This is a genomic window from Chryseobacterium lactis (assembly GCF_003815875.1).
GTDB lineage: Bacteria > Bacteroidota > Bacteroidia > Flavobacteriales > Weeksellaceae > Chryseobacterium > Chryseobacterium lactis.
Map to the genome: position 1 here is coordinate 2,585,375 of NZ_CP033924.1, position 19,333 is coordinate 2,604,707.

General features: G+C 36.3%; 18 protein-coding genes. 1 reads left to right on the forward strand and 17 read right to left on the reverse strand.

What is annotated here, in order from left to right; all coding sequences use genetic code 11:
• Nucleotides 1–4: 4 nt before the first annotated feature.
• From EG342_RS11490 to EG342_RS11500, 3 genes are all read right to left on the reverse strand, one after another.
• A complete protein-coding gene (locus EG342_RS11490; protein ID WP_103290725.1) occupies nt 5–1,147 on the reverse strand; it encodes a hypothetical protein in 1,143 nt (380 codons plus the stop codon).
• Between the two features lie 29 nt (nt 1,148–1,176).
• Complete coding sequence (locus EG342_RS11495) at nt 1,177–2,031, reverse strand: transketolase (RefSeq protein ID WP_260232364.1); 855 nt, start codon at nt 2,029–2,031, stop codon at nt 1,177–1,179.
• A gap of 107 nt (nt 2,032–2,138) precedes the next feature.
• Nucleotides 2,139–2,657, reverse strand: coding sequence for a hypothetical protein (locus tag EG342_RS11500; protein ID WP_103290720.1), 519 nt, complete (start codon nt 2,655–2,657; stop codon nt 2,139–2,141).
• Between the two features lie 363 nt (nt 2,658–3,020).
• Here EG342_RS11500 and EG342_RS11505 point away from each other — a divergent pair, with 363 nt between their 5' ends.
• Nucleotides 3,021–5,255, forward strand: a complete 2,235-nt coding sequence (locus EG342_RS11505) for a reprolysin-like metallopeptidase (protein ID WP_103290717.1) — start codon at nt 3,021–3,023, stop codon at nt 5,253–5,255.
• Nucleotides 5,256–5,330: 75 nt separating this feature from the next.
• On the opposite strand, the gene EG342_RS11510 is transcribed toward EG342_RS11505, so the two are convergent.
• The 14 genes from EG342_RS11510 to EG342_RS11575 form a co-directional block, all read right to left on the reverse strand.
• Nucleotides 5,331–6,890: a sodium:solute symporter gene (locus tag EG342_RS11510; RefSeq protein ID WP_103290714.1), complete on the reverse strand. Its 1,560-nt coding sequence runs from the start codon at nt 6,888–6,890 to the stop codon at nt 5,331–5,333.
• A 196-nt stretch (nt 6,891–7,086) separates the two neighbouring features.
• Nucleotides 7,087–7,374, reverse strand: a complete 288-nt coding sequence (locus EG342_RS11515; RefSeq protein ID WP_185126890.1) for a GNAT family N-acetyltransferase — start codon at nt 7,372–7,374, stop codon at nt 7,087–7,089.
• Nucleotide 7,375: 1 nt separating this feature from the next.
• Nucleotides 7,376–7,771, reverse strand: coding sequence for an OsmC family protein (locus tag EG342_RS11520; RefSeq protein WP_103290712.1), 396 nt, complete (start codon nt 7,769–7,771; stop codon nt 7,376–7,378).
• Nucleotides 7,771–7,989, reverse strand: coding sequence for a (4Fe-4S)-binding protein (locus EG342_RS11525; protein ID WP_103290710.1), 219 nt, complete (start codon nt 7,987–7,989; stop codon nt 7,771–7,773). Before EG342_RS11525 ends, EG342_RS11520 begins: the two co-directional genes overlap by 1 nt.
• Before the next feature lies 1 nt (nt 7,990).
• Nucleotides 7,991–8,569, reverse strand: a complete 579-nt coding sequence (locus EG342_RS11530) for a TMEM175 family protein (RefSeq protein WP_103290707.1) — start codon at nt 8,567–8,569, stop codon at nt 7,991–7,993.
• The gene (locus tag EG342_RS11535; RefSeq protein WP_103290705.1) at nt 8,562–9,101 is read right to left on the reverse strand and encodes an NADPH-dependent FMN reductase; all 540 of its coding nucleotides are present in this window, start codon (nt 9,099–9,101) and stop codon (nt 8,562–8,564) included. Before EG342_RS11535 ends, EG342_RS11530 begins: the two co-directional genes overlap by 8 nt.
• A gap of 16 nt (nt 9,102–9,117) precedes the next feature.
• Complete coding sequence (locus EG342_RS11540) at nt 9,118–10,017, reverse strand: pirin family protein (protein WP_103291703.1); 900 nt, start codon at nt 10,015–10,017, stop codon at nt 9,118–9,120.
• Nucleotides 10,018–10,071: 54 nt separating this feature from the next.
• Complete coding sequence (locus tag EG342_RS11545; RefSeq protein WP_103290702.1) at nt 10,072–10,383, reverse strand: GNAT family N-acetyltransferase; 312 nt, start codon at nt 10,381–10,383, stop codon at nt 10,072–10,074.
• A 144-nt stretch (nt 10,384–10,527) separates the two neighbouring features.
• Nucleotides 10,528–11,403: a pirin family protein gene (locus EG342_RS11550; RefSeq protein WP_103290700.1), complete on the reverse strand. Its 876-nt coding sequence runs from the start codon at nt 11,401–11,403 to the stop codon at nt 10,528–10,530.
• Between the two features lie 130 nt (nt 11,404–11,533).
• Nucleotides 11,534–12,937 carry an MFS transporter gene (locus EG342_RS11555; protein ID WP_103290696.1) on the reverse strand — a complete coding sequence of 468 codons (1,404 nt, stop codon included), beginning with the start codon at nt 12,935–12,937 and terminating at the stop codon, nt 11,534–11,536.
• A 140-nt stretch (nt 12,938–13,077) separates the two neighbouring features.
• Entirely contained in the window at nt 13,078–13,890 is an 813-nt protein-coding gene (locus EG342_RS11560) for a hypothetical protein (protein ID WP_103290693.1), read from the reverse strand.
• Between the two features lie 270 nt (nt 13,891–14,160).
• On the reverse strand, nt 14,161–15,831 hold the full coding sequence (gene asnB, locus EG342_RS11565) for an asparagine synthase B (protein WP_103290691.1): 1,671 nt from the start codon (nt 15,829–15,831) through the stop codon (nt 14,161–14,163).
• A gap of 319 nt (nt 15,832–16,150) precedes the next feature.
• Nucleotides 16,151–17,818, reverse strand: a complete 1,668-nt coding sequence (locus EG342_RS11570; RefSeq protein ID WP_103290688.1) for a GLPGLI family protein — start codon at nt 17,816–17,818, stop codon at nt 16,151–16,153.
• Between the two features lie 163 nt (nt 17,819–17,981).
• Nucleotides 17,982–19,187, reverse strand: coding sequence for an RsmB/NOP family class I SAM-dependent RNA methyltransferase (locus EG342_RS11575; protein ID WP_103290686.1), 1,206 nt, complete (start codon nt 19,185–19,187; stop codon nt 17,982–17,984).
• Between the last annotated feature and the right edge of the window lie 146 nt (nt 19,188–19,333).

Genomic DNA, 19,333 nt, shown 5'->3' on the forward strand with positions numbered 1-19,333 from the left:
TTTTTTAATCTAGATTTTTTAAATAATTGGTTAATTTCTTTTTATCAGATGCATCAAGTTTTTCCTGAATTTCATTGAGGTAGACTATTTCCCGTCTTATCTCATCCAATGTTATTTTGATGCCTACCGTGTGATAGCTGGCTTGTGTAAGGTACATATCACACATTTGGCCTACATAATTTTTCAAATGACCTTTTACATCCTTGTTTTTGAATTCCGGAAGGTTCTTTTCAAAATTCACACAGTGCGTAGGTATTCCTTTTAAAAGCTTACTGTTACTACTTTCATGAATGGCCAAACTACCTTCCTCGTCGCGTTTCTTTTTATATTCAGAAACATAATCCGGAATATAAGAATCATTATTATAATCACTTACGGCTACTGCAGAATCAACGGCTACCGTAGTAGAATCAGTTGCATATTCAGCTTCTCTTTTCTGAAATGCCAGCATTACAGAGTCTTTTTTTCTCTGCTGATCCGTCATTGCCTTTTTGTGATCAAAATAAACTTCGTCCTTAGTATCATTGATAGATGATGCTACAAAATGCTCAGTATCATAAGTCTTTTCAGGGCCACCTTTTAAAATCATTCCTTTTAATCCCGAACCTTTATATCTTACTCCTTTTTGGAAATAATTTAATAATCCGTTCAGAACCTGATAATTGTTATAGGAAGACTTTTCATCAATACATAATTTAAAATCATCATCTTTTTTCCTTTTTTCTCCATTCTTTAATTTGTAGTTAATTAAATAATGCGAACATGGAATGCCCAAAATCGTTTCCTGCGTGTTCAGCTTTTTGCTATCCAATATATATTCCTGTTTGTCCTCGAAAGGAGGTTCATACATTCCCATATACGATATGGAGCCAAAGACATCAGAGCCATCAAGATGATTATTCATAGCTAAGCTCACAGAAGTTGTCCCGAGGGCATCTGTATAGAATAACATGGGAAAATTATTGACACTCATTTTAATTTGAGTCAAAAATTCGCTATTCTTACTTAAATATGTTTTGATAGAACCAGCCGAGGCATTTTTCTCAACAAACTTATAGGTAACTTCTTTCGCAAAAGAAATCTTTTTCTCCTGGGCAACACCCAAAATAAAGCTTGAAAGAAAACAGATTAAGATGAATTTTTTCATGGAAACTTGATGAGTTGATGTTTAAGATATTAGTAATCCGCCGGAGCTTCTAAATATAATTGCTTGAAAGCTGCATCCAACTGCTCGTCATTAGGAGCTTTTCCATGCCATGCATGAGATCCCATCATATAATCTACTCCGTAACCCATTTCAGTATGAAGCATAATCGCTACCGGTTTTCCTTTTCCTGTTTCTGCTTTTGCTCTCTCAAGGATGGCAATCACAGCTTCAAGATCGTTACCGTTCTTTTCTTCTAAAACAATCCATCCGAATGCTTCCAGTTTAGCATGAAGATTTCCTAAGCTTAATACATCGTCTGTATCTCCATCAATCTGACGTCCGTTGTAGTCGATTGTTGAAATGATATTATCCACTTTTTTAGCAGCAGCATACATCAAAGCTTCCCAGATCTGACCTTCCTGAAGTTCTCCGTCTCCGTGAAGAGAATATACAAGAGATTGATCTCCGTCCAGTTTTTTACCCTGAGCTACCCCAAGAGCAACAGAAAGTCCTTGTCCCAATGAACCTGAAGCAATTCTGATTCCCGGAAGACCCTCGTGAGTGGTTGGGTGACCTTGTAATCTTGAATTCAGTTTTCTGAAAGTTTTCAATTCTTCTACCGGAAAGAAACCGAATCTTGCCAAAGTTGAATAGAATACAGGTGAAATGTGTCCGTTTGACAAATAAAAATGATCTTCATTCTTTCCCTCCATGGTAAAAGGAAGATGATAGTTCATCACCTTTCCGTAAAGTGCGGTAAAGAACTCTGTACAACCTAAGCTTCCACCCGGGTGTCCTGAATTAACATCGTGAACCATTCTTAAAATGTCTCTTCTGATCTGTGTAGTAAGAGATTTTAACTCTTCGATACTTTTACTCATTATATCTGATTTATTTGCACGCGAATTTACAATTTTTTGACGGCTTATGGAAATGTAAAAATCCGGATATGGAAACCCGGATCTTTATATATTTTACTATTTTCCTGCTTTTAGCAGCCCTCGTTGAGGTAAACAGAAATTTCAGTCACTATATTATTTACAAATTTAAATCTTAATTGTGTTCCGGCTTGGCTATCCTCCAGACTGAAATAACCGACATCTTTAATAGGGTTGCCTTTGTCATCCCAATCAGGACGTACAGCAAAATTACTATAGTTTCGATAGGCGTTGATAAGGTCATCTCTGGTACTTCCAACACCAATTCCGCTTTTGGTCTTAAATTTTTTACTGGTCGTAGTCATATAAGTGATAGATGGAACACTGGGATTAGCCTCATTGATGTAATTCTCAAACAGGTCAATCTGTATACTTTCACCATTATATTTCACTATATTTTTTTTATTGCTATCTGTATTGTTCAGTTTTGCACCGGCAATTTTTTCAGCCTCCACTTTAGGCATGAAAATTTTATAAGGACCGATTCTTAAGGTAGAAACTTCAAAATTCTCCTGTGCATTAGTAAAACCTAAAGCGAGGAAAAAAATGAAAAGTGAAATGATTTTTTTCATAGTTTTTAATTCTTTTTTTTATTTAAATAGGTAATTATTGTTGCTTTCAAAGATACTGAAAGAGATCGTTCTGTGAGAAATAGTTACCGGTTATTCTAATATCCGGATCTCTCATGACGAAAATTTTGGTAATTCTTAAAATTTAAGATAAAAAAAAGGATTGTTTTTATTTATATTTTTCATCATGTTAATTGTTTTGTAAGTATTTAATTTTCATATAATTACAATTTTGATTCTTTTTGTTAAGCAATCGGAATTATCTGTTTTTTCATGTGTGTTTATTGTTTAAATTTATAATCATTTTAGTTAAATGATTGATTTTTAACTATTTGATTATTATTCTAAAATTAAAACACATAAACAATGAAGATTAAACAACTACTTTATTTTTGGATATTTATTGTATCCATTTCTTTAGGAAAAGCACAGGACTTTTTTACAAAGATTAACGAAAGGTCTGTTAATGCCAAATCAGGTGACAGAATGATACAGCCGGAAAAATTTATCACCTACAAGCTTGATGTAGCCGCAATGAAAACCTATTTTAATTCGGTTCCGGAGTTAAGCGATAATGATTCTAAAAATAAGGCACCGGTTATTATTTTGCCTATGCCGGATGGAACAAAGGCAAAATTTAAGATTTGGAAATCTTCAGTAATGGCTCCTAAATTGACGAATGAGTTTCCTCAGCTGGTTACTTTCACGGGACAAGGAGTTGATGACAAATATGCTACCATAAAATTAGATTTTACAGAGTTGGGATTTCATGCGCAGATAAAATCTGTAATGACAGGGGATGTTTATATTGATCCTTATGCAAAAAATGATTTTGGTAATTATATTATTTATAAGAAAAATGATTTAATTAATCAGAGCCCAATAATTTGCGGAACCAAAGACAAAAAATCTCAATTAGAAAAAAAAACCGCGCAAAAAAGCGTTACTCCGAGTGTTGGAAATCAAATTAGAGTTTTCCGATTTGCAGTAGCTTGTACTGGAGAGTATGCAAGAGCGGCTACAGGGTTAGCTTCTCCAACTGTGGCTCAAACCTTGTCTGCGATCGTGACAACTGTCAACAGAGTAAATGGTGTCTATGAACAAGAGGTGGCTGTAAGATTGGTATTAGTTCCGAATGAGACCAGCATTATCTTTACAGATCCTGATACCGATCCATTTAATGGTAATGATACGGATAGTATATTAATTGATGAAAGCCAGACTCAGATTGATGCAAGAATTGGCACTGATAATTATGATATAGGGCATACTTTTAGCACGGGCGGCGGTGGATTAGCTGAGTTTGGAATATGTGACCCTGACCTTAAAGCACAAGGAATCACAGGTAAATCTAATCCAGTTGGTGATCCTTATGATATTGATTACGTTTGCCATGAAGTAGGGCATCAGTTTTGGGGACCACATACTTTTAATGCAACGACAGGGAGTTGTGGAGAAGGTAATCGGGATGCTGAAGCTGCTGTAGAACCGGGAAGTGGGATTACAATTATGGGGTATGCGGGAATTTGCGGAAATGTAAATGATTTAGCCGGCAACAGTATTCCTATTTTCCATACTCGCTCATTCCAGTCTATCACTACAGCAGTTCAATCAGCAACTTGTCCGGTGACCAATCCAGTTTCCAACACAGCGCCTACTGTAAATGCAGGAACTGATTATACAATACCTAAGGGCACTCCATTTAAGCTTACCGGTTCTGCAACCGATACTGAAAATAACGCACTTACTTATTGTTGGGAACAAAACGATAATGGCCCTGAAGGAGATTGGAATACTCCAACTGGAAATGCGGCAATTTTCAGGTCATTTATGCCAGTAACGGTTCCATACAGATACTTCCCAAGATTGACAGATATAATTAATAATACCACAACCAAAGGAGAAATTTTACCATCATATGGCAGAACTATGGAGTTCAGACTTACAGCGAGAGATAATAATGCAGGTTGTGGAGGAGTAGCCAATGATGATGCAATTATTACTGTCGATGGGAATTCCGGCCCGTTCCGGGTAACTGCGCCAAGTACAGCCGTAAGCTGGATGGGAAATTCTTCACAAACCATCACATGGGATGTGGCCAATACAACAGCTGCACCTGTAAGTTGTGCCAATGTGAGTATTTTATTATCAACAGATGGAGGACTTACTTATCCTACCACTATTGTTGCTTCTACACCAAATGATGGTTCAGAAACGATTACGATTCCTGACGTAAATACAACACAGGCCCGGATTATGGTAGCAGGAGCAGGGAATGTGTTTTTTAATATTAACCCTGTTAACTTTAGGATTAATAAAGAAGTGTTGGGTGTAAATGAAGTAAAAGAAAATAAAGAAATATTTGTAGTATATCCTAATCCGAGTAAAGGTCTTCTGAATATTAAATTTGCGAACACCAGTGAAGCGTATGATATCAATATATATGACGTAAGCGGAAAATTAGTATTGAGTAAGCTGAATAATAAAGCTACTCATAATAATGTAGAAGCCTTTAATTTAACTCAACTTATAAAAGGAGATTATCTGATTAAAGTTAAAACTAAAACCATTGAAAGAACCTTCAAATGGATTAAAGAATAGAAAAATAATGATGATAAAAAAGGCTGTTTTCCTATGTTGAAAACAGCCTTTTTACTTTTATAAAGTTCCAGAAGTTTAAACGACCCTTAAATATTGCTTATCCTTTACCAGCCATAATCCGATAAACGTCAACAACCCGTTGAGAACAATTAATTCTACGCCAATCCGGTAATCCGTGTAATTGGTAATAGCAAAATTAATAAGATAAGTAGCTAATGGAGCCAAAATCGTAACGGCAAGAATTGAATACTTTCTTGAAATTTTAAATTTGGTGAAAATTCCGAAAGCAAAAAGCCCTAATAACGGTCCATACGTATACCCTGCAATTTCCATAATCAGATAAACGATTGATTTATCATTCAATGCTTTAAACACCATAATCAGAATAAAGAAAACCACAGTGAAAGTTAAATGTACTTTCATACGGAGTCTTTTCTTTTCTTTTTCAGTTTTTGTTTTGTCCTCATTAAGGTTTAATAAATCAACGCAGTAAGAACTCGTTACTGCCGTTAAAGCACCATCAGCAGAAGGGAATAGAGCTGAGATCAGTCCAATAATAAAAATAACTGAAATAGCCATCGGGAAATATCCCTGAAGTGACAATGCAGGGAAAAGATCATCCCCCATAATATTTTTTATATTGCCTGAAGCATCTTTAAATCCAAAAATATTAGTAATCGTATCTCCGTTAATTGTTCCATAATCAGCTCCGTGCTGTAAGGCAAAAAGATATAGTAAACCTCCTAAAAACAGGAAAGCAAGATTCACAATAAGAAGTGTTCCTGCAAAAGTCAGCATGTTCTTTTTTGAATTCTTAAGATTATCCACAGAGATGTTTTTCTGCATCATTTCCTGATCTAAGCCGGTCATGGAAATCGTAATGAAAATTCCACCCAATATGGTTTTGAGGAAAAATGTCTTGGAATTGGGGTCAAAATTAATAAAGTGAGTATAATTTTTTTGTTCTAAAATAGTATAAGCTTCTCCAAAAGATAAATTAAGATTAGATAGGATATAAATAATACATCCAACCAAACTGATAATCATAAAAGAAGTCTGCAGTGTATCCGTAATCACAATCGTCTTTACTCCGCCTTCAAAAGTATAGAGAAGTACCATCAACAAAAGAACAAGAGAAGTGGCCCAAAAAGGAACTCCAAGGCCTTCAAGCAAAAATATCTGTAAAACATTGACCACAAGATATAGCCTTGCCGTAGCACCGATTGCTCTGGAAATAATAAAGAATATGGAACCGATTTTATGCGCTTCTACGTTGAATCTTTTTCCTAAATACGTATAAATAGAAGTCAGGTTCATCTTATAATACAGAGGAAGCAATATTGCGGCTACAATAAAATATCCGATGAAAAAACCAATCACCATCATATAATATTCAAAACCTCCATAAATATATTCCGAACCGGTCATTTTCCCTACAGTTCCCGGAACTGAAATAAAGGTAACACCACTTAAGCTGGTTCCTATCATTCCAAATGCAACAAGCCACCATTTACTCTTTTTGTTACCGATAAAGAATGACTGATTGTCAGAATTTCGGCTTGTAAAATAAGAGATCACCAAAAGGCCGATAAAATAGATGAAAACAAATAGCAAAAGGATAGTTCCTGGATTCATGCTTAGATTTTAAATTTTAGCAAATATATAAAAAAGATCAATCGTGAATCGTGAATTTAAACTCCAGTTGGCTTCGGACTGAATTATACATCTTTAATTTAATCACAAGAAAGGCGTTGGTGAATTTTTTTTAAATAAAAAAACCTTCCAAAGATCTACTCTGAAAGGTTTATATTGTTGAGGGTGGAGAACTCTTTTAATTGACTAAAACATCCTGAAGCTCCTCACTCTTTTGAAAGCTTGCTTTTGCAAAAGGACAGAGCGGAATAATCTTTTTTCCATTCTTTCTTGCAAAATTAACTGCTGCCATAAGCATTTCTTTACCTACCCCTTTTCCGTTGTAGGCTTCTTCCACTTCAGTGTGGTCAATAATAAATCTTTCTTCTCCGGCCCAGGTGTAAGTCATCATTCCTGCGCGTCTTCCATCTATGAAAGCTTCAAAACTTCCGTGTTTCTCGTCGTTGTTTTGTTTTACTTCGATCATGTTATGAGAATTTAGTTAGTATTTCTATGTCGTTGGTTAATATTTTGTGTACAGGGCATGCATCTGCAATGGTGTGCAGTCTTTTCAGCTGCTCATCATCCAGGATTCCTTCAAAGCTGATGTCTCTTTTGAAAACCGCTCTTTTGGTGAGTGGATAATTTTCAAGTTCTACCTCCACATTGATGTTGTCTACATCCCATTCTTTTCTTTCAATGTACATTCGTAAGGTTGCCGCCGTGCAGCTTGCGAGAGATGTTGCAAGAATTTCCAATGGATTAAATCCTTTATTTTGCCCGCCTTTATCGATAGGTTCGTCGGTAATGATTGTATTTTCACCTGCCGTAACCTCTGTATAATATTTTGTTTTTCCTAAACTTGCTTTTACCGTTACCGCCATTATTGTTTTGTATTGAATTTATAACTTAATGCTCCTGAGGGGCATAAATCTATTTGTTTCTTAAGCTCTTCGGGAGTTGCGTTTTCCGCTTTTATCCAGGGTCTTTCTTTAGGATTATAGACTTTTGGAAGAGTTTTTACACATATAGCAGAGTGAATGCACTTCTGGGGTTGCCAGATTACAGTGATATCACCGTTAGGATATTTATGTGTTTCCATATCAATTTTCTTTTAATGATTTTTCGATTCTTCTGTCGGGAATCAGCCATATAAGAGCCACGATATAATAAAAACCTATGGCAATATAAGGATAAAAAAATGAAGTAGCGATCCCTAAGACATAAAAAATAATCGATATATATTCTTTAAATTTCGAATGTATTGCTTCTTTTAGCTGTGAATTTTCACCTTCACACCGGATGATGACATTTTCCAGAATAGTGTACGCAATTGCGCTCATAATCAATCCGATGCCGTAAGTGGCAACTGGGTTTTTTGCGAAATTTGTAGTTCCTATCCATTCTGTAGCAATAGGCATCAGAGACAGCCAGAACAACAGATGAAGATTAGCCCAGAGAATACTTCCGTTTACTTTTTTTACCGCCTGAAACAAATGATGATGATTATTCCAGTAGATTCCTACATAAATAAAGCTGAAAATATAAGCCAGCAATTTAGGTAAAATAGGCTTAAGGCTCGCCCAGCTGCTTCCTTCCGGTACTTTCAGTTCAAGTACCATAATGGTGATGATGATGGCTAAAACCCCATCACTGAAAGCCTCTAATCTACCTTTAGTCATTGGATGTCATCTGATTTTTAAAATTGTTTATCTTGGTTTTAAGATCAGCAAGCATTTCAGGATGAATAATTCCACTTTCAAGATCGAAATTCTCATAGAACTTCGGAAGTGAAAAGGTTTCCCTGATATCTGCAGCAAACTGCGGGAAAAATGTTTTTGCCGTATTCATTACATTTCCTCCTCCATATCCACCGGGAGAAGTGCTCATCAGAAACATCGGTTTGTTTTGAAAAACCTTTACATTGATCCTTGAAGACCAGTCGAAAACATTTTTGAATGCCGAACTGTATGACCTGTTGTGTTCTGCAAGAGAACAGATAATGACATCACATTCTTCAATCATTTTTAAAAACCGGTGTGCTTCATCCGGAAATCCTTTCTTTTCAAGATCTACAGAAAAAACAGGCATGGTGAAGTCATTCAGGTCCAGCAGATTGATTTCCTCATTCTGAAAATCTTTCAAAACAAACTTTACAAGCTCACGATTGATTGATGTAGAAGAGGAGCTTCCTGCAAACGCTACTATTTTCATGGTTTTATGGTCGGATTTATTTTCTGTTTAAAATAGCTTTTGGAAGCGGCACATATTCAGTTTCGTCACCCGGAACAAGCGGAAATGCCTCGTGATTCTGGTCATTCCAGTTTACTTTCGCCTGGTCGAGCATTTCTTTATCAGAATTTACAAAATTCCAGAATATAAAACGCTCTTCATCGAAAGGTTCACCTCCAAATAAATACACCGTACCATTTTCGCTCATCTCAAATTCACAAAGCTTGGTGTCTTTAGCGATCATCAACTGTTTTGAGCCGTAAGAATTTCCATCAGTGGTCACTGTTCCATCCAAAACATACATGGCTGCTTCTCCATAAAGATCTTTTCCGATGCTTATTTTCTTGGGCTCTTTTGTTTTAATTTCAATAAAAAATAATTTACTGTGAACCGGAACCGGAGACGTTCTTCCGAATGCTTCACCGGCAATTAATTTATACTGAATTCCATCTTCTTCCCAAACCGGGATTTCATTTTCTTCTATATGGTGAAAAGTAGGCTCAGACTGTTCAAGATGCTTGGGAAGACCTACCCATATCTGGAATCCATGAAGTCTTTTATCACTGTGTCTCAAATATTCAGGGGTTCTTTCTGAATGTACAACACCTTTACCGGCAGTCATCCAGTTCACAGCACCGGGTTTGATTTCAACAGCACTTCCGATACTGTCTCTATGGAAGATAGATCCTTCCAGCAGATACGTTAAAGTTGATAATCCGATATGCGGATGCGGAGGAACATCAAGATTCTGATAATCTTTTAATTCTGAAGGTCCCATGTGATCGATGAAAACAAAAGGCCCTACTGCTCTTTTTTCACGGAAAGGAAGTAGCCTTCCTACCAGGAAATTACCGATATCAGCAGCTTTTTCTTCGATGATAAGTCCAATATTTGACATAAAATAATTCTTTTTTGAGTTGTTTAAATAGATTGAAATGGTTGTGCAGAACATTTAAAGTTTGTCATACCCTTCAAATCTCTCATCTACAATACGTTTCCACTCCGGATGTTTCTTGATGAATGCCAAAACATAAGGACAGAATGGTAGTAGTTTTTTGCCACTCTCTTCAATATAGTTAAGTGTTTTTTCTACAACGGCCGCAGCAGCACCTGTTCCGGCAAGCTCTGGTTCAGCTTCCGTGTGTACCAGGGCAATCTGATGCATGGTTTCACGATAATCAATGAATGCATAATGTCCGTTGACTTCTATTTCAAATCTTTTATCAGTTTTTACCAGAGCGATATTTTCAAATTCTTGTTTCATTATTTTTTAAAAGATATTTTTTGTGGAGATTAAACCTAACAGGTTTTTAAAACCTGTTAGGTTGTTAATTCTTTATGGTTACCCAAATATTATATAAAGTTAATAAAAAAGGAATAACAGAAGATTACGATAAATTTAATTTTGTTAGTCTTCCAGATAACCGAACTTACCGGTGTTAAAGTCTTCAAAAGCCTGCATAATTTCCTCTCTGGAATTCATTACAAAAGGACCGTGAGGATAAATTGGCTCATTGATCGGCTCTCCACTGATAATTAAGATCACTGAATCTTCATTTGCTTCAATAGTGAATGTTTCTCCTTCATTTTTAAACAAAGTAAGATGATCAGCCTTCACCCTTTCTTCGCCGTTGATGGTGATATTTCCTTCAATGACTAAAGCAGCAGTGTTGAAATGAGCGGGGAAATTAAATTCCGCTTTTCCTCCTGCTTTAAGCTTGGCATTCATCATATGAACAGGAGTGAAAGTCGTAGCAGGCCCTTTATGTCCGTTATATTCTCCGGCAATAACTTCGATCAGTCCGTTTTCTTTCAGATCTACCGTTTCCATAGAAGAATTTTCGATCGCCTGATATTTTGGACTGCTCATTTTATCTTTAGCAGGAAGGTTAATCCAAAGCTGAACCATTTGAAAGATTCCTCCTTTTTTTGCCCATTCCGTTTCATGATATTCTTTATGAAGAACGCCTTTTGCAGCTGTCATCCACTGTACGTCGCCTTCTCCGATAATTCCACCTCCTCCGGCACTGTCATGATGTTCTACTTTTCCATTATAAGCGATGGTTACCGTTTCAAAACCTCTGTGTGGATGTACCCCAACACCTCTGGGTCTGTCTGAACCATTGAAATGAAATTTTGAATTGTAATCAAGCATAATGAAAGGATCCATTCTTTTCATATCTAATCCATGTACGCCTGGAATAAAATTATGAACTCTAAAACCATCACCTACAAAGTGTGCAGGTCTTGGAGATACTACGATTTCTATTTTTTTAGTTGCCATAATATTGTTGATTTTATATACACAAAAATACCATAGCTACAGATGAAATGCATTGATCTGTGATAAGTTCGTAGGACTAGAAAACTGATGATCGGTTTACCTTCTTGTTTTTTTATGATTTTGTTCTAAACTAGTCTTCCTTAGACTTCATATTTTTCCCATCCGAAATGTGTAGCCTTCTGAATACAAATCCGGATAAGATGGTCAAGATTCCTACTGTGAGGAAAGTGTACCGGAAGGCATTGTGAATTTCTCCTTTGATGAGGTCGGTATTTTCAAATAATTTTAAAACAATCAATCCGAAGGCAATCCCAAACCCGATGGCAAGCTGCTGGTTTACTGATATCAAAGAATTACCACTGCTGGTCTGGAAGTTACGCAGATCAGCAATGGAAATCGTATTCATTGAGGTAAACTGGATAGAATTGAAAAATCCTAAAACGGCTATAATAGGAATAAACCAATATAAAGAGGTGTGTATATCAGGAATCGCCAGCAAACAGATCAATGTTCCTATAATGAAGGTATTTACCATTAAAGTCTGGCGATAGCCGTATTTATCTAATATTTTAATAACCGATGATTTTCCGAATATTGCGGTTAGCGCCATCGGAGCGATAATCCAGCCGGAAGTTACAGCCGATTGTTTGTATGCAATTTGAATCATCAGCGGAAGGAGCAGCGGCACAGAGCTGATCCCTAATCTCGTAGCCAGATTTCCGACAATCCCTACACGAAATGTCCTTACCTGAAATAAGTTTAACGGAAAGATAGGGTTGCCTCCTCTTTTAGCATGTTTGTAATAATAATAAAGAAAAAGGAATCCGAGAATAAAGACCACAAGCACCGGAGTAATATTCTGCATGTCTCCAAAAAGCTCCAATGAAACAGAAAGCAGGAGAGAGGCCGCTGCAAAGATTAAGAAGCCCTTTAAATCAAAATCTACATCATCAGACTTATAATTAGGCATAAATTTTAAACCTAAAAGAATTCCTAACAAACCAATCGGTATATTAATCAGAAATATCCAGTGCCAGGAAAGATAATCGACCATATATCCTCCGACTAACGGCCCGAGTACAGGCCCGATCAATGCCGGGATAATGGCAAAGTTCATGGCTTTAAGAAGTTCACTTTTATCAAAGGTCTTAATCAGAGCCAGTTTTCCGACCGGAGTCATCAAGCTTCCACCGACTCCCTGAATTACCCTGGAAATTACCAGATGGGTAAGGTTCTGGGATAATGAACAAAATAAGGAACCCAGACTGAAGAGGATCAGAGAGAAAATGAATATCTTTTTAGTTCCGAACCTGTCTGCTAAAAAACCACTGGCTGGCATGAAAACCGCTAAAGTCAGAACATAACTGATGATGGCGTTCTGCATATTGAGCGGAGATTCATTAAGATCCTTTGCAATGGAAGGTAATGAGGTATTCAGAATGGTGGAATCCAGCATTTGCATGAAAATAGCGGTGGCCAGAATCAAAGGAAGAATTTTCTTTATGGATGTCTGTTGAGGAGTTATTTCTGTCATTTTGTACAGGCTGGAATGTCTACAACTTCCAGGCTTATTTTGTTTGAAAAACGGGCTTGCTTTAAGCCGTTTCAATCTTTAGATAAAGAAATCCATATAAAATTAAAAAAGTCCCGTGAAATATCACAGGACTTTTTGATTTATTTTCTAGGCTTTTCAACTCCTTTCCATTCATCACCGGCTTTTCGGTACTGGCTTAACGTAAAGTTTTTAAAGTCTTTGGTTTTATATTCGATGTTATCTGTATTCTGCTCAAACGGCATAATATAGTAGTAGTCAAGGTCTGTTTTGTCAGATTTGTTTCCCTTTTTTACAGAAGGAACATATTTTGAAAACTTATAGCTTGGAAGATATTGCTTCAATCTTGTGTAGAAAGCTTTGTCCTCTTTTTCGCTAGGGATGATGTCTACAATATTTAAATCATCTTTTTTCTTGTCAATCCAAAGGTAATATGTTTTTTCTTCACCTATATTTCTGTTGAGTGAATTAAAGGCAAACAATTCTTTTGGAACCAGTTCCTTGATTTTTTCAGGATCTACTTTAGTGTAATATTGTCCTTTGGAAGGGTCTACATAGGTTTCAAGATTGTACATCAGTACAGAATTGTTTTCAAATTTTTTATTTTTAAAATATTGATTTAAAGATAATTCTGCAGTTGCTCTTAATTCCTTGCCTCTGCTATCCAGTTTTTTCGTTGGATTCTGAGGGTTTACATATTTTACAAACTCGTATAAAACAATTGGTTTTATATCTTTAAGATGAGGATAGGTTTTAAGTTGTTCTGCTTTTACAAGCCAGTAAAATTGTTGGTAGTAATCATCCTTATCAACATCTTTCACACTTTTATAAGCTAAAGCAAGCTTTTTGGAATTCAAATACTTGCCGTATTTTCCTTGTCCGAAGGCGAAACTTATGGATAATAAGGCAAATAAAACAGTAAGGTTTCTTCTCATTTTTTTATAATTGATATTTTCGTTGTCCAAATATAATTATTTATTAGATATTATTTTTGATTGTCAGTTAAATTATGCTATATTATTGTCGTTAATTCAAAAAAGAATCCTGTATTGCTACAGGATTAATAAATTTTTGCACTTAAGGTTAGAGTATGGAAGCTGGAAATTAGATTCTTTTTGTAATAACTTTTGAATCTTGAATTTCAAAATTGCCCGCTACATAGATTGTTCATGAGGTTTTTATTTTCAACTCTCCACCTTCAATTCTCAATTATAAGAAGTTTCATGTACCTTCACAGCTCTTCCGCTGGGATCATTCATTTTTTTGAAAGCTTCGTCCCATTCCAGAGCGATAGGAGAGGAGCAGGCTACTGACGGAACAGATGGAACCGTAGCTGCCGAAGTTTCACTAGGGAAATGTTCTTCAAAAATAGTTCTGTATCGGTATTCTTCCTTGTTTTGTGGAGTGTTCAGCGGGAATCTGAATCTTGCATTGGTCATCATTTCATCAGTAACCTCTTTTTCAGCAACTTCTTTCAAAGTATCGATCCAGGAATAGCCTACACCATCTGAAAACTGCTCTTTCTGTCTCCATGCAATAGATTCCGGAAGAAGATCTTCAAAGGCTTTTCTCAACATCCATTTCTCAATTTTTCCTTCAGAAACACTGATCATTTTATCTTTAGGGTTCTGTGTCATGGCAATATCCATGAATTCTTTATCGAGGAAAGGGACTCTTCCTTCAATTCCCCAGCTCATCAACGCTTTGTTGGCTCTTAAACAATCATAAAGGTGAAGCTTTCCTAGTTTTCTTACCGTCTCATCATGGAATTCTTTCGCGTTCGGAGCTTTGTGAAAATATAAATATCCACCAAACAGTTCATCTGAACCTTCTCCTGAAAGAACCATTTTGATTCCCATCGACTTGATGACTCTTGCTAAAAGATACATTGGGGTGGATGCTCTGATCGTCGTTACATCATAAGTTTCCAAATGGTAGATAACATCACGTACCGCATCCAATCCTTCCTGAACCGTAAAATTAACTTCATGGTGAACAGATCCGATATGTTCCGCAGCTTTTTGTGCTGCTGCAAGATCAGGAGAACCTACTAATCCTACTGCAAAGCTGTGAAGTCTTGGATACCATGCTTCCTGAGTATCACCGCTTTCAATTCTTTGTCTTGCAAATTTTGCGGTAATGGCTGAAATAACAGAAGAATCTAAACCTCCGGAAAGAAGAACTCCGTAAGGAACATCACTCATCAATTGTCTGTGAACGGCGTCTTCCAGTCCTTTTCTTATGGCAGCAATGTCTGTCTCACTATCCTTTACATGATCAAAACTTTCCCAGTCTCTGGTATACCACTGCTGAAGCGTTTCTCCGTCTTTGCTATATAATAGATGTCCTGGTAAGAATGTTTCAATTTTCTTACAAACACCTTCTAATGCTTTTAATTCTGAAGCTACATAATAGTTTCCGTTTTTATCCCAACCCTGGTAAAGCGGGCAGATCCCCATATGATCACGGGCGATGAGGTAAACGTCGTTTTCAGTATCGTATAATGCGAAGGCAAAAATTCCGTTTAGTTTTTCAACAAAATCTTTTCCGTATTTTCTGTAGAGTGCCAGAATGACTTCACAATCAGACTGAGTCTGAAATTCATAATCCGGGAATTCTTCTTTTAGTTCTCTATGGTTGTAGATTTCACCGTTTACAGCGAGTACTACTTTTCCGTCTTTCGTAAATAGAGGTTGTTTTCCTGAAGTAGGATCAACAATGGCTAGCCTTTCGTGAGAGAAAACTACTTTTTCATCCTGAAAAACCCCGCTCCAATCCGGTCCTCTATGACGGATCTTTTTTGACATTTCCAATACCTGAGGTCTTAATGTCTCAGTTTTCTGTTTGGCATCAAATAAACATACAATTCCACACATATTTTTTATTATTTATAAAACAAAAGTAGAGTTGATGTTTATAAATAACAATAAAAAATATTTAAAAGCGAAAATTTTTAACTAAATAGTTTGTTTTAAAGAAAAATATAAATTATTTCAATCAATTATTATGTTTTTGATTAATTTTTTTCGTTAGGTAATATAGTTAAGTTCTCTATACGAAATAAAAATGACATATTTATTAATATATGGTAATTTATTATATTAATTTTAGCACTTACTTTGTGGCTCGAAATAATTTTTTTTCATCATTTGTGTTTTTACCTTCTTGCAATTCTCATGCAAGAAGGTTTTGTTTTTATTGGGCTCCAAGTAACGCTCCCGAAACATTCCATGCGCTAAAACTTGTGCCTTCTGTAGGGCCTTGTGGGATCTTTATCTGTATCGTATGTTTTCCTGCTTTCAAATCTCCAAGAGAAATGAAGTTAGGATTGGTCACCGTTCCCGGACACCAGTTGGATCTGCTTAGGTCTGATGAAGATAGTCCATCCTGGAAATTTCCAGAAGCCGGATTGTAAAGTCGGTAAGATCCACAATCTGTTCTCCATGGTGTAAAAGAAAAAACGGATTTCCCATCCACAAGAATCGTATTTGCTTTAGGAACGAACTCATCGCCGTTTTCCCAACCTCCGTGTCCTGTGGTTGTATATCGTAACTGAGCGTTTTTGAGATCATTCTTTAAAGTAAAGTCAACCAAAAGCCCTTTGTCTTCGTTGAACATCGTTGCATAATCCTGTCCTGCCATTTCCATAATATTTAAGGTATTGAACAGAGGAATCGCAACATTATTTTTATAAACAGTCTGATCGCTTTTATGAATCGTGATTTCAAGACTTACCTGATGTCCTCCTTTATCGTAATTACCGATAAAAGTACCTATCCAAAGCTCTTTTCCGGATAATGAAGGTTTCAATTCTGTAATATCCTGTCGGTAAGGGCTTACAGTCTGCCAGGTTTTATCTTTAAGCTGATTATGATTAAATTTCTGAATTCCAAACGGAGTAAAAAATCTCATCATTTCCATAGCCGGGCTGTAATTATCTGTGGCGGTTACCCCGTAATATTGTTTTCCGTTTCCGTTTTCAAAAACAGGAAGCGTTTTTGCTCCTTTTTCCAATCCGTCAAAAAATGATTTTTCTTTATCCTGAGGAATAAAAAATACCGTTCCGGTTCTGTCATAGGCATCGCCATTAGAATGTTGTTTCAACTCTACGAAAATATTTTCACCTTCCGTGATTGCCGGGAATTTAACTTTTCTGAGAATGATAGTTCCGTTAGCATACCTTTTTACGGTATTATCTGATTTTGAAGCATCAGAAAAATTAATCGTTTCATTGTCGAAAACTTTTAAAGTCGTAAATCTGCTTTTCCAGAGTTGATCTTTATACGTTAACTGATCGGTAGACTGAACAGATCCTTTTATCAGATTATTGATTTCTGTATTCTTAATTTTCCTGATTGAAGCAGCGGTAACAAGTGAGTTTTTATTTCTCTCCACTTCCAGAACAAGTCCGAGGTTTTGTCCTAAATTTGATGGGCCTCCCTGAATTTTTAAATCATTAGTGTACCAAATCTCTATTGTATTTGAATTGACTTTGGTGATTGCTTTTTTACAGCTATAACCCAGAATTTTCTTCGTCTCATTTGTAAACTCAAAAATCTGTTTTCCTACAGCCTCAGCATCAGATGTTGAAATGACTTCGCCAGGCTTTAAAAAACCATAGGAAACGATGATGTTGGAAGGCTTTTCAACCTTTGTGATTTCAAATGGATAGTTGCCTTTTTGTTCTTTAATAGAAGTGTTTAAAATAAAGTTTTCCTTTTCGTTAGCCCAAACTATGGTAGAAGGTTGGTCAGATACGGTTTTTCCATTATATGAGCTTGTATATTGAATCTCATAAGTCTGCGCAGAAGCAAGACAGAATAAGAAAATAGCCAAAAAACTGAAGGTAATTTTTTTATACATACATTAATAAATTTGCTGCAAAATGATCGTAACTTCTTACAGCTTCTAAGTGGTGTACTCTAATACAGTTAGTAGAGGAAAATATGAAAATGTTACAGATTTTAAGCATAAAACAAAAGAACTACCCCTTAGGAGTAGTTCTTGTATGTATATTTGAATAAGATTAAGAGACTCTTTCGATCAAAGCCATATAGAATCCGTCATACCCTGTACTAGGCATTACTTTTTCATCTTTGATCATCTTATATCCCGGATTGTTTTTTAAGAATTCTTCTACCTGCTTATTGTTTTCAGAGGGAAGGATAGAACATGTGGCATATACCATTTGTCCACCTATCTTCAATATTTTAGAGTAGTCCTGAAGGATCTGCTGCTGTTCTTTTTTAATTCTGTCGATAAAATCCTGATCAATTTTCCATTTGCTGTCAGGGTTTCTTTTTAAAACTCCAAGACCCGAACAAGGGGCATCGATCAAAAGCCTGTCTGCTTTCTCATGAAGACGCTTGATCACTTTATTGTCAGAAATAAAACGGGTTTCAATGTTGTGAGCTCCTGCTCTTTTAGCACGACGCTTTAATTCTGTCAATTTCCACTCGAAAATATCCAGCGCAATAATCTGACCTTTGTTTTGCATTAATGCTGCTAAGTGAAGTGTTTTTCCTCCTGCACCTGCACATGCATCCACAACTCTCTGGCCTTCCTTTACATCAAGGAAATACCCGATCTTTTGTGAAGAAGCATCCTGAACTTCAAATAAACCTTCTTTGAAAGCAGTGGTAAGGAAAACGTTTTTCTTCTCTTCCAACTGTACTGCATCCGGATAATTTTTGATAGAGAATGAAACAACTCCTTCATCAGAAAGATCAGAGATCAGTTCTTTGGTAGTTGTTTTTAAAGAATTGGTTCTTAAAACGGTAGGTGCCTGCTCGTTCAATGCACTCATTTCTCTTTCCCAGTTCTCACCCAATTCTTTCTCCAAGGTCTCGGCCAACCAATCAGGAATAGAATGTTCTATTGCTTTGGTAGGTACGGTGTTCTTTTTAAGTTTAGTCAGGATATCTGCAATTTTGATTCCGTCAAACTCTTCAAATTTTTTATAATTGGTTTTGCTCCAAAGAAGATACGCGATAATAAGTTTATAGATGTTATTCGGTTTTACCCCTTCACCCATATAATACTCAAGGCGCTTTTTCCAACGGATGATATTGTAGAAAATCTCAGAAACAACAGCTCTGTCCTGGCTTCCCCATTTTCTGTTAGCTTTTAAAAGTCTTTCGATTACTTTATCTGCGTATTTATTTTTCTCGAAAAATGTTTCTTGTAAAGCATCGTGAATTCCGATCGCTAAGTTTCTGTGAATAAGTTCCATAAGTTTGCTTCGCTGTTTTGAATCTGCAAAAGTACGACTTTTAATTGAGAGTTTGGAATTTGGCTGGTGAGTTTGAGGGTTTGAGGGTTTGGGTTTGAGAGTAAAGAGGGTTTAACAGTGGGAGAGTTTGGAGAGACGGGGAATTG

What these genes read in the sequence shown, in the direction of transcription:
- EG342_RS11490 (WP_103290725.1), bottom strand. Translation starts at nt 1,147, where the DNA reads ATGAAAAAATTCATCTTAATCTGTTTTCTTTCAAGCTTTATTTTGGGT.
- EG342_RS11500 (WP_103290720.1), bottom strand. Translation starts at nt 2,657, where the DNA reads ATGAAAAAAATCATTTCACTTTTCATTTTTTTCCTCGCTTTAGGTTTT.
- EG342_RS11505 (WP_103290717.1), top strand. Translation starts at nt 3,021, where the DNA reads ATGAAGATTAAACAACTACTTTATTTTTGGATATTTATTGTATCCATT.
- EG342_RS11510 (WP_103290714.1), bottom strand. Translation starts at nt 6,890, where the DNA reads ATGAATCCAGGAACTATCCTTTTGCTATTTGTTTTCATCTATTTTATC.
- EG342_RS11515 (WP_185126890.1), bottom strand. Translation starts at nt 7,374, where the DNA reads ATGATCGAAGTAAAACAAAACAACGACGAGAAACACGGAAGTTTTGAA.
- EG342_RS11520 (WP_103290712.1), bottom strand. Translation starts at nt 7,771, where the DNA reads ATGGCGGTAACGGTAAAAGCAAGTTTAGGAAAAACAAAATATTATACA.
- EG342_RS11525 (WP_103290710.1), bottom strand. Translation starts at nt 7,989, where the DNA reads ATGGAAACACATAAATATCCTAACGGTGATATCACTGTAATCTGGCAA.
- EG342_RS11530 (WP_103290707.1), bottom strand. Translation starts at nt 8,569, where the DNA reads ATGACTAAAGGTAGATTAGAGGCTTTCAGTGATGGGGTTTTAGCCATC.
- EG342_RS11535 (WP_103290705.1), bottom strand. Translation starts at nt 9,101, where the DNA reads ATGAAAATAGTAGCGTTTGCAGGAAGCTCCTCTTCTACATCAATCAAT.
- EG342_RS11540 (WP_103291703.1), bottom strand. Translation starts at nt 10,017, where the DNA reads ATGTCAAATATTGGACTTATCATCGAAGAAAAAGCTGCTGATATCGGT.
- EG342_RS11545 (WP_103290702.1), bottom strand. Translation starts at nt 10,383, where the DNA reads ATGAAACAAGAATTTGAAAATATCGCTCTGGTAAAAACTGATAAAAGA.
- EG342_RS11550 (WP_103290700.1), bottom strand. Translation starts at nt 11,403, where the DNA reads ATGGCAACTAAAAAAATAGAAATCGTAGTATCTCCAAGACCTGCACAC.
- EG342_RS11555 (WP_103290696.1), bottom strand. Translation starts at nt 12,937, where the DNA reads ATGACAGAAATAACTCCTCAACAGACATCCATAAAGAAAATTCTTCCT.
- EG342_RS11560 (WP_103290693.1), bottom strand. Translation starts at nt 13,890, where the DNA reads ATGAGAAGAAACCTTACTGTTTTATTTGCCTTATTATCCATAAGTTTC.
- asnB (WP_103290691.1), bottom strand. Translation starts at nt 15,831, where the DNA reads ATGTGTGGAATTGTATGTTTATTTGATGCCAAACAGAAAACTGAGACA.
- EG342_RS11570 (WP_103290688.1), bottom strand. Translation starts at nt 17,818, where the DNA reads ATGTATAAAAAAATTACCTTCAGTTTTTTGGCTATTTTCTTATTCTGT.
- EG342_RS11575 (WP_103290686.1), bottom strand. Translation starts at nt 19,187, where the DNA reads ATGGAACTTATTCACAGAAACTTAGCGATCGGAATTCACGATGCTTTA.